Origin of the sequence: Pseudomonas edaphica (assembly GCF_005863185.1) — a bacterium.
Classification (GTDB): Bacteria; Pseudomonadota; Gammaproteobacteria; order Pseudomonadales; family Pseudomonadaceae; genus Aquipseudomonas; species Aquipseudomonas edaphica.
Window position 1 is genome coordinate 1 of the sequence record NZ_VBVZ01000235.1, and the last position, 9,025, is coordinate 9,025.

At 56.6% G+C, this 9,025-nt stretch carries 8 protein-coding genes; 1 reads left to right on the plus strand and 7 read right to left on the minus strand.

The features are described from left to right. The 6 genes from FEM54_RS16665 to tig form a co-directional block, all read right to left on the minus strand. On the minus strand, positions 1–1,033 hold a 1,033-nt coding region (locus FEM54_RS16665), incomplete at its 3' end, for a SurA N-terminal domain-containing protein (RefSeq protein WP_171045854.1). A gap of 232 nt (positions 1,034–1,265) precedes the next feature. Beyond that, positions 1,266–1,553: an HU family DNA-binding protein gene (locus FEM54_RS16670; RefSeq protein WP_221034285.1), complete on the minus strand. Its 288-nt coding sequence runs from the start codon at positions 1,551–1,553 to the stop codon at positions 1,266–1,268. A gap of 133 nt (positions 1,554–1,686) precedes the next feature. Continuing rightward, positions 1,687–4,083, minus strand: a complete 2,397-nt coding sequence (gene lon, locus FEM54_RS16675) for an endopeptidase La (protein WP_017136465.1) — start codon at positions 4,081–4,083, stop codon at positions 1,687–1,689. Between the two features lie 199 nt (positions 4,084–4,282). Then, complete coding sequence (clpX, locus tag FEM54_RS16680) at positions 4,283–5,566, minus strand: ATP-dependent Clp protease ATP-binding subunit ClpX (protein ID WP_017136464.1); 1,284 nt, start codon at positions 5,564–5,566, stop codon at positions 4,283–4,285. 112 nt (positions 5,567–5,678) lie between these two features. Continuing rightward, positions 5,679–6,314 (minus strand): ATP-dependent Clp endopeptidase proteolytic subunit ClpP, encoded by a 636-nt coding sequence (gene clpP / locus FEM54_RS16685; protein ID WP_003174822.1) that lies wholly within the window; start codon positions 6,312–6,314, stop codon positions 5,679–5,681. Positions 6,315–6,405: 91 nt separating this feature from the next. Continuing rightward, the gene (gene tig / locus FEM54_RS16690; protein WP_017136463.1) at positions 6,406–7,716 is read right to left on the minus strand and encodes a trigger factor; all 1,311 of its coding nucleotides are present in this window, start codon (positions 7,714–7,716) and stop codon (positions 6,406–6,408) included. Between the two features lie 224 nt (positions 7,717–7,940). Here tig and FEM54_RS16695 point away from each other — a divergent pair, with 224 nt between their 5' ends. After that, the gene (locus FEM54_RS16695; protein ID WP_032865532.1) at positions 7,941–8,201 is read left to right on the plus strand and encodes a hypothetical protein; all 261 of its coding nucleotides are present in this window, start codon (positions 7,941–7,943) and stop codon (positions 8,199–8,201) included. Positions 8,202–8,203: 2 nt separating this feature from the next. Here FEM54_RS16695 and FEM54_RS16700 read toward each other — a convergent pair whose 3' ends face one another. After that, a complete protein-coding gene (locus FEM54_RS16700; RefSeq protein WP_138451979.1) occupies positions 8,204–8,797 on the minus strand; it encodes an RNA polymerase sigma factor in 594 nt (197 codons plus the stop codon). Positions 8,798–9,025: the final 228 nt, after the last annotated feature.

The following is a 9,025-nucleotide window of genomic DNA, read 5'->3' on the forward strand; positions in this document are numbered from 1 at the left end:
CCTGGTCCTTGTTCAAGGCATACAGGGCGGTTTCGAAGTCCGGGTCGTAGACGCCAGGGCCGGCAAAGCCCAAGTCACCGCCATTGTTGGCCGAACCTGGATCCTGGGAGAACTCCTTGGCCAGGGCGTCGAACTTCTCACCCTTGGCCAGGCGTGCCTGGATGTCTTCGATCTTGGCCTTGGCTTGCGCGTCGGTGGTCTTGTCGTTGACTTCGATCAGAATGTGCGCGGCACGACGCTGTTCAGCGAGGTTGGCGGTTTCTTTCTGATAGGCAGCCTGCAGCTCTTCGTCCTTGACGGTGACCTGGTCGAAGAAGGAAGACTTCTTCAGTTCCAGGTAATCGATGACCACTTGGTCCGGGGTCATGAACTCTTTGGCGTGCTTGTCGTAGTAAGCCTTGACCTCATCGTCGGTGAGCTTCACCGCCGCAGGGTCAGTCTTGATGTTGACGGTGGCAAAATCGCGGGTCTGTTTTTCCAGACGGGCGAAAGCCAGCACTTCGGCGTCGGTGACGAAACCGCTGCCGGCGATGCCTGCGCGAACCTGGCCGATCAGCATTTCCTGGGTCAGCATCTGACGGAATTGCATACGGGTGTAGCCCAGCTGACGGATCACCTGGTCAAAGCGTTCGGCACTGAACTTGCCGTCCACCTGGAATTCCGGCGTCTGCAGGATCACTTGGTCCAGCGCAGCTTCAGAGAAGCCGAACTTGGAATCAGCGGCGCCTTGCAGCAACAGCTTGCGATCGATCAGGCCCTTCAGAGCCGCTTCGCGCAGGAGTTTTTCGTCCAGCAGCGAAGCATCGAAATCCTTGCCCAGCTGTTGCATCAGCTGGCGACGTTGCATGTCAACGGCCTGGCCCAGTTCGGTCTGGGTGATTTCTTCACCGTTGACCTTGGCCACGTCCTGCTTGTTGTTACCCGAAGCCTGGAAAATGGCCTCGATACCGGTGAACGCCATCAATGCGACGATGATCCCGATAATGGTCTTGGCAATCCAGCCTTGTGAATTGTCCCTGATATTTTGCAGCATGCGTCCCCCAGAAACGGTTGATCTTCAAAAATTAGGCAACCGTGGAGCGTGGGTAGAGTCCGGATAGAAGAAAGGCGCATCCGAGGATGCGCCTTCTCGTAACTGGCGGAGCGGACGGGGTTTTGAACCAACACCCCAGGCCCTGGCGACCCGATGGATACGTGGGTCAGCTGCCGCTCCGCTGCCAGGCCAGACCTGCGTCTGACCCGGGTAGGCAAGGCTTGAACGAAGCTTAGTTAACCGCTTCTTTCAGGGCTTTACCGGCTTTGAAACCTGGTTTTTTGGCAGCAGCGATTTGCAGTGCTTTGCCAGTCTGTGGGTTACGGCCAGTGCGAGCTGGGCGGTCAGTCACAGAGAAAGTACCGAAGCCTACCAGTACCACGGAGTCGCCGGCCTTCAGAGCGCCAGTGACGGATTCGATTACTGCGTCCAGCGCACGGCCAGCAGCAGCTTTCGGGATATCAGCGGATGCGGCGATAGCATCAATCAGTTCCGACTTGTTCACTCTAAGTCCCCTTATATATCTATTGAGTATGATTCTAAGTTTTTTGGTGAAAGCAAAAACCAGTGCTGAATGGCCTACAGACACTTAAGAGCCGCTTTATAACAAGGGCTCTAAAAAGCTGTCAAGGAAGCCCCCAGGCTCATTCGCATTAATGCGTGCTAATTCTTTCCTTGGAATCGGACTCGCGTTTTTCGTCCTTCGCGACAATCTCCGGAGCCACATCCGGCAAGGGCTCCGGCGCGTATTGCAACGCAATTTGCAGGACCTCGTCAATCCATTTAACCGGTTTAATCTGAAGATCCTGCTTGATATTGTCAGGAATTTCCTTCAAGTCGCGAACATTCTCTTCCGGAATGATCACGGTCTTGATACCGCCTCGGTGTGCAGCGAGCAATTTCTCTTTCAGACCACCGATGGCCAATACCTGACCCCGCAGGGTAATTTCCCCGGTCATCGCCACATCGGCACGCACAGGAATGCCAGTCAGTGCCGACACCAGTGCCGTGCACATGCCTACACCGGCGCTAGGGCCGTCTTTGGGGGTCGCCCCTTCCGGCATGTGGATGTGGGTGTCGTGCTTCTCGTGGAAGTCCAGGGGGATCCCCAGGCTCTTGGCGCGGCTGCGCACCACGGTCTGCGCGGCGGTGATCGATTCGACCATCACATCACCCAACGAACCGGTCTTGATAAGCTGGCCTTTGCCCGGGATAACCGCCGCTTCGATGGTCAGCAGTTCGCCGCCCACCTGGGTCCACGCCAGGCCCGTCACCTGCCCTACCTGATCCTGCTGCTCAGCCAGGCCGTAACGGAATTTCTTCACGCCCAGGAAGTGCTCCAGGGAATCGGCAACCACCTTCACCGAGAAGCGTTTTTCCAGCGAGTGCTCCTTGACCGCTTTGCGGCAGATCTTCGCAATCTGACGCTCAAGGCCACGCACACCGGCTTCGCGGGTGTAGTAACGCACGATGTCGCGGATCGCTTCGACGTCAAATTCGATCTCGCCCTTTTTCAGGCCATTGGCCGAAATCTGCTTGGGCGCGAGGTATTTGACGGCGATGTTGATCTTCTCGTCTTCGGTGTAACCCGGCAGACGAATCACCTCCATCCGGTCCAGCAGGGCTGGCGGGATGTTCATGGAGTTGGAGGTGCACAGGAACATTACGTCGGACAAGTCGTAGTCGACTTCCAGGTAATGGTCGTTGAAATTGTGGTTCTGCTCGGGGTCGAGCACTTCGAGCAACGCCGAGGCCGGATCGCCACGCATGTCGCTGCCCATTTTGTCGATTTCATCGAGCAGGAACAGCGGGTTGCGCACACCCACCTTCGTCATCTTTTGAATCAATCTTCCTGGCATCGAACCGATGTACGTACGGCGATGGCCACGAATTTCCGCTTCATCACGCACACCGCCAAGGGCCATGCGCACAAATTTACGGTTGGTGGCACTGGCAATCGACTCGGCCAGGGAAGTTTTACCTACACCCGGAGGGCCGACCAGGCACAACACCGGGCCACGAATTTTCTTCACGCGCTTTTGCACGGCGAGGTATTCGAGGATGCGTTCTTTGACTTCTTCGAGGCCGTAGTGGTCGGCGTCAAGGATCTCTTCGGCACGGGCCAGGTCCAGGCGCACTTTGGTCTGAGCTTTCCACGGCACCTGCACCAGCCAGTCGATGTAGGAACGCACCACGGTGGCTTCGGCCGACATTGGCGACATTTGCTTGAGCTTGTTCAGCTCAGCCATGGCCTTGGTCAGGGCGTCTTTAGGCAGGCCGGCGGCGTCGATGCGCTTTTTCAGCTCTTCGACTTCGTTGTGGCCTTCTTCGCTGTCGCCGAGTTCTTTCTGAATGGCCTTCATCTGCTCATTCAGGTAGTACTCGCGCTGGCTGCGCTCCATTTGTTTCTTCACGCGACCACGGATGCGCTTCTCAACCTGCAGCAGGTCGATTTCACCATCCAGCAGCGCCAGCACGTGTTCAACACGGGCCGGCAGGTCGATGATTTCGAGGATGTCCTGCTTCTGCTCGATCTTGAGCGCCATGTGCGCGGCCATGGTGTCGACCAGGCGGCTTGGCTCATCGATGCTGTTGAGGGACGACAGCACTTCAGCCGGGACTTTCTTGCCCAGTTGCACATACTGCTCGAACTGCGAGAGCAGGCTGCGCACAAACACTTCGGATTCGCGCTCAGGGGCTTCGACTTCGTCGATCAGCGCCACTTCGGCGCGCAGGTGACCGTCCACCTCCATGAAGCGCTCGACCGCACCACGCTGCTCGCCTTCGACCAGCACCTTGACGGTGCCATCGGGCAACTTGAGCAATTGCAGAACAGTCGCAACGGTACCGACCCGATACAGGGCATCTTCGCCTGGATCATCATCAGCAGGATTCTTCTGGGCCAACAGCAGGATCTGCTTGTCGCCCGTCATCGCAGCCTCGAGGGCTTCGATAGACTTCTCGCGCCCCACGAACAGCGGGATAACCATGTGCGGATAGACGACGACATCACGCAACGGCAGGAGAGGCAATTCAATGGTTGTCTTCATGATTTCGCCTCTATGACAGTTGAAAAATTAGCTTGAAACCAAGATGGGGGCTGTACGCAAAAAAAACAAGCTCAATGCCAGCAGTTAAACGCATGAATAAACGCGAATTTAACCGCAAAACACAAACCGCCCCGAAAAACCGCCACATAAAAAGAAAGGGCCTCGAAAGGCCCTTGCTTGTACTGCGACGGCTTGACGCTTACGCGTCAGGTGCAGCCTTGGCAGCCGGCTCACTGTTTTCGTAGATATACAGTGGCTTGGATTTGCCTTCGATAACGCTTTCGTCGATCACCACCTTGCTCACCTCGGATTGCGAGGGGATTTCGTACATGGTGTCGAGCAACACGCCTTCGAGGATCGAACGCAGGCCACGTGCACCGGTCTTGCGCTCCAGTGCCCGCTTGGCCACTGATTTGAGCGCGTCGGTACGGAACTCGAGGTCTACACCTTCCATCTCGAACAGCTTGGCGTATTGCTTGGTCAGGGCGTTTTTCGGCTCGGTGAGGATCTGAATCAGAGCAGCCTCATCCAGCTCGTCCAACGTGGCCAGGACCGGCAGACGGCCAACGAATTCCGGGATCAGACCGAACTTGACCAGATCGTCAGGCTCGACTTCACGCAGGGACTCGCCCACCTTCTTGCCTTCTTCCTTGCTGCGCACTTCTGCACCGAAGCCGATGCCGCCACGGGTGGAACGTTGCTGAATAACCTTTTCCAGCCCCGAGAAAGCACCGCCACAGATGAACAGGATGTTGCGCGTATCAACCTGAAGGAATTCCTGCTGCGGGTGCTTGCGGCCGCCTTGTGGCGGTACGGAAGCAACCGTGCCTTCGATCAGTTTCAACAGGGCTTGCTGCACGCCTTCACCGGAAACGTCCCGAGTGATCGACGGGTTGTCGGACTTGCGCGAAATCTTGTCGATTTCGTCGATGTAGACAATACCCATCTGGGCCTTCTCTACGTCGTAGTCGCACTTTTGCAGCAGCTTCTGAATGATGTTCTCGACATCTTCACCCACGTAGCCAGCCTCGGTGAGGGTGGTGGCGTCGGCGATGGTGAATGGAACGTTCAGCAGACGAGCGAGGGTTTCTGCAAGCAGGGTTTTACCCGAGCCTGTAGGACCGATCAGCAAGATGTTGCTCTTGCCGAGTTCGACTTCGTCGCCTTTCTTGTCACGCTGGTTCAAGCGCTTGTAGTGGTTGTACACCGCTACCGCCAAAACCTTTTTTGCACGCTCTTGACCAATCACATACTGATCAAGGATGCCGCTGATTTCTTTAGGCGAAGGCAATTTATGCGCGCTGCTCTCGGCCTGGGCTTCCTGCACCTCCTCGCGGATGATGTCATTGCACAGGTCGACGCACTCGTCGCAGATAAACACCGAGGGGCCGGCAATCAATTTGCGTACTTCATGCTGGCTTTTGCCGCAGAAGGAGCAATAGAGCAGCTTGCCGTTGTCCTCGCCGTTGCGGGTGTCAGTCATTCGTTCGATCCAAATCCGATAGGCTTGCAACACAAGATGAAGGCTTATGCGGGCTTTTTCAAGCCCGCCGGTGGTCGGACATGCCGACCAGCCTTATTTTGAGGTGCTTATATTAAGCGGGGCGCTTTTCGATCACTGCGTCGATCAACCCGTATTCACGAGCAGCTTCAGCGCTCATGAAATTGTCGCGGTTGGTATCACGCTCGATTTCTTCCAGGGTGTGCCCGCTGTGTTTGGCCATCAGCGTGTTCAGGCGCTCACGAATAAACAGGATTTCCTTGGCGTGGATTTCGATGTCCGATGCCTGGCCCTGGAAACCGCCCAACGGCTGGTGAATCATCACGCGCGAGTTCGGCAGGCAGTAACGCTTGCCCTCGGCACCTGCGGTCAGCAGGAAAGCGCCCATGCTGCAGGCCTGGCCGATGCACGTGGTCGACACGTTTGGCTTGATGAACTGCATGGTGTCGTAGATCGACATGCCTGCAGTAACCGAGCCGCCCGGGGAGTTGATGTAAAGATGGATGTCCTTGTCCGGGTTTTCCGCTTCAAGGAACAGCAGTTGCGCGCAGATCAGGTTGGCCATGTAGTCCTCTACCGGGCCGACCAGAAAAATCACTCGCTCCTTGAGCAGGCGCGAGTAGATGTCATAGGCGCGTTCGCCACGAGCAGATTGCTCGACAACCATCGGGACCAAGCCGCCAGCGGCCTGGATATCAGAGTTCTGCTGAATATAGGAATTACGGAACATGCTCTGCAGTTACTCCCAAATAGTCATGTCTTGAAAACGCATAAGCCAGCGCGAGGCTGGCTTATGGTTATATTTCGAACGAGTTGGACAATCAGTCGGCTTGTGCTGCTTCCGCCGGTTTGACTGCTTCTTCGTAAGAGACCGCTTTGTCGGTCACCTTAGCCTTCTGCAGAACAGTATCCACAACTTGTTCTTCCAGCACAACCGAACGTACTTCGTTCAGTTGCTGGTCGTTCTTGTAGTACCAAGCCACGACCTGCTCAGGCTCCTGGTAGGCCGAAGCCATTTCCTGGATCATTTCGCGAACGCGATCTTCGTCAGGCTTGAGGTCGAATTGCTTGACCACTTCAGCCACGACCAGACCCAGCACAACGCGGCGCTTGGCTTGCTCTTCGAACAGCTCGGCCGGCAGCTGGTCAGGCTTGATGTTGCCACCGAACTGCTGAACCGCTTGAACGCGCAGGCGATCCACTTCGTTGGACAGCAGTGCCTTCGGCACTTCGATCGGGTTGGCGGCCAGCAGACCATCCATCACCTGGTTCTTGACCTTGGACTTGATGGCCTGACGCAGCTCACGCTCCATGTTCTTGCGAACTTCGGTACGGAAGCCGTCGATGCCGGTTTCCTTGATACCGAACTGGGCGAAGAATTCTTCGTTCAGCTCAGGCAGCTTAGGCTCGGAAACACTGTTGACGGTCACGGTGAACTCGGCGGCTTTGCCGGCCAGGTCCAGGTTCTGGTAGTCAGCAGGGAAAGTCAGGTTCAGAACGCGCTCTTCACCGGCCTTGGCGCCAACCAGGCCGTCTTCGAAGCCCGGGATCATGCGGTTGGAACCCAGCACCAGCTGGGTGCCCTTGGCGGAGCCGCCAGCGAATGCTTCGCCGTCAACCTTGCCAACGAAATCGATGTTCAGCTGGTCTTCGTTCTGGGCGGCACGGTCGGCCACTTCAAAACGGGTGTTCTGCTTGCGCAGGATTTCCAGCATGTTGTCCAGGTCGGCATCTGCCACGTCAGCGCTCAGGCGCTCAACGGCGATGTCTTCGAAACCGGCAACGGTGAATTCCGGGAACACTTCGAATACGGCAACGTATTCCAGGTCTTTACCGGCTTCCAGGGACTTAGGCTCGATCGAAGGCGAACCCGCTGGGTTCAGCTTGTGCTCGACAACGGCTTCGTAGAAGGAAGCCTGGATCACGTCACCAACAGCTTCCTGACGCGCATCGGCACCAAAACGACGCTTGATTTCGCTCATTGGCACTTTGCCTGGACGGAAACCAGCGATCTTGGCCTTTTGGGCAGTCTGCTGCAGACGCTTGTTGACCGCAGTCTCAATACGCTCTGCCGGCACGGTGATGCTCAGGCGGCGCTCGATGGCAGTAGTATTTTCAACAGAAACTTGCATGGATATTCCTCGTTGCACAGACGTTAGCCGGCCGTTTCCGACCCCAGAATCAAGGGCATGCATTCTAGTGGGTCAAACTCAAGAAGTCACCCTACTGAAAACGGGTGGAAAAACAGCAGGCCATTTATAGGTTCAAGTGCACGCATGCACCTCATCCCGTTAGCAAATACAGCGCATCACGCCAGGGCTCTAGCGCCAGCCCTTCTATATATAGAAGAGGCTGGATGCACACCCCGGCGAGCGACCCTGCAAGCAAGGTCGAAGGGTGTGGCAGCAGCATCGAGAAACACAAATACGATGAAACGCCCTACCCTGGAAACTCAAAACACTCAAACAAAAACGGCACAGCCCTTTTTCAGGTACTGCGCCGTTATTCGCTATTAAATAGCTGTACCGACCCTTATATAGCCGCGGATCAGTTCTACACGCTCAAAACCGGCAACGATTCTAACGCCAAGGCATTGAGAATGCTTGTTTTTTCTTGACGTCAATCAACGCCACAGGCCTGATGCCGGTCGATGGCGGCAAAAACCCGACCGCGCGCCCGATGCAGCAGCACCCGCGCATTGCACAGACTGACGCCCAGCAACTCGGCAATCTCCTCAAGCTCAAGCCCTACCCGCTCACGCAGCACAAGCGCAGCGCTCTGAAGCGTCGACAGTTCCTGCAACGCGCGCTCGATACAGGCGCGCAGTTCGTCTTCACTGACCAGCGCCTCGGGCGTATCTTCATGCCAGCCCGCCGGTGCCGACAGCCACTGGCCACTGGCGGCGCAAAAGCGCTCCTGACCCTGCGAGTCATCGAAAAACACTTCGCGCCGACTCCGGCCATAGCGACCCTTGGCTTTATTGGCCGTAATCGTCAGCACCCAGGTCTTGAGGCTGGAGCGCCCCTGAAAACCACTCAGCCCGCGCACAATCGCCAACCAGGCATCCTGCACCACATCATCGACATGCCGATGCCCGGCGATCGCCGAAGCCACCGCACGCATGGCGCCCTGATGGGTTTTGACCAGGTCGCAATAGGCCGATTGCTCCCCCAACAGCAGGCGCCCGAGCAAATGCGCCTCGCCAACCGCCATTCCCTGACTTTGATCCTGCTGTTGTGCCAACATTTTTCAGACCCTCCACGTAGCAGCGGATGAGGATCCAGGCCCATCCACGGCCATCCTCGTCAGTACATACGCGGCAGGGCATTTTTTGGATGCAAAAAAAAGCGCCAGATCATTGATCTGGCGCTTTTTAAAATATGGGGTGGACGAAGGGGATCGAACCCTCGACAACGGGAGTCACAATCCCGTGCTCTACCA

Coding starts and splice junctions, on each gene's coding strand:
- lon (WP_017136465.1), bottom strand. CDS start 4,083: ATGAAGACAACCATTGAATTGCCTCTCCTGCCGTTGCGTGATGTCGTC.
- clpX (WP_017136464.1), bottom strand. CDS start 5,566: ATGACTGACACCCGCAACGGCGAGGACAACGGCAAGCTGCTCTATTGC.
- clpP (WP_003174822.1), bottom strand. CDS start 6,314: ATGTTCCGTAATTCCTATATTCAGCAGAACTCTGATATCCAGGCCGCT.
- tig (WP_017136463.1), bottom strand. CDS start 7,716: ATGCAAGTTTCTGTTGAAAATACTACTGCCATCGAGCGCCGCCTGAGC.
- FEM54_RS16695 (WP_032865532.1), top strand. CDS start 7,941: ATGCACACCCCGGCGAGCGACCCTGCAAGCAAGGTCGAAGGGTGTGGC.
- FEM54_RS16700 (WP_138451979.1), bottom strand. CDS start 8,797: ATGGCGGTTGGCGAGGCGCATTTGCTCGGGCGCCTGCTGTTGGGGGAG.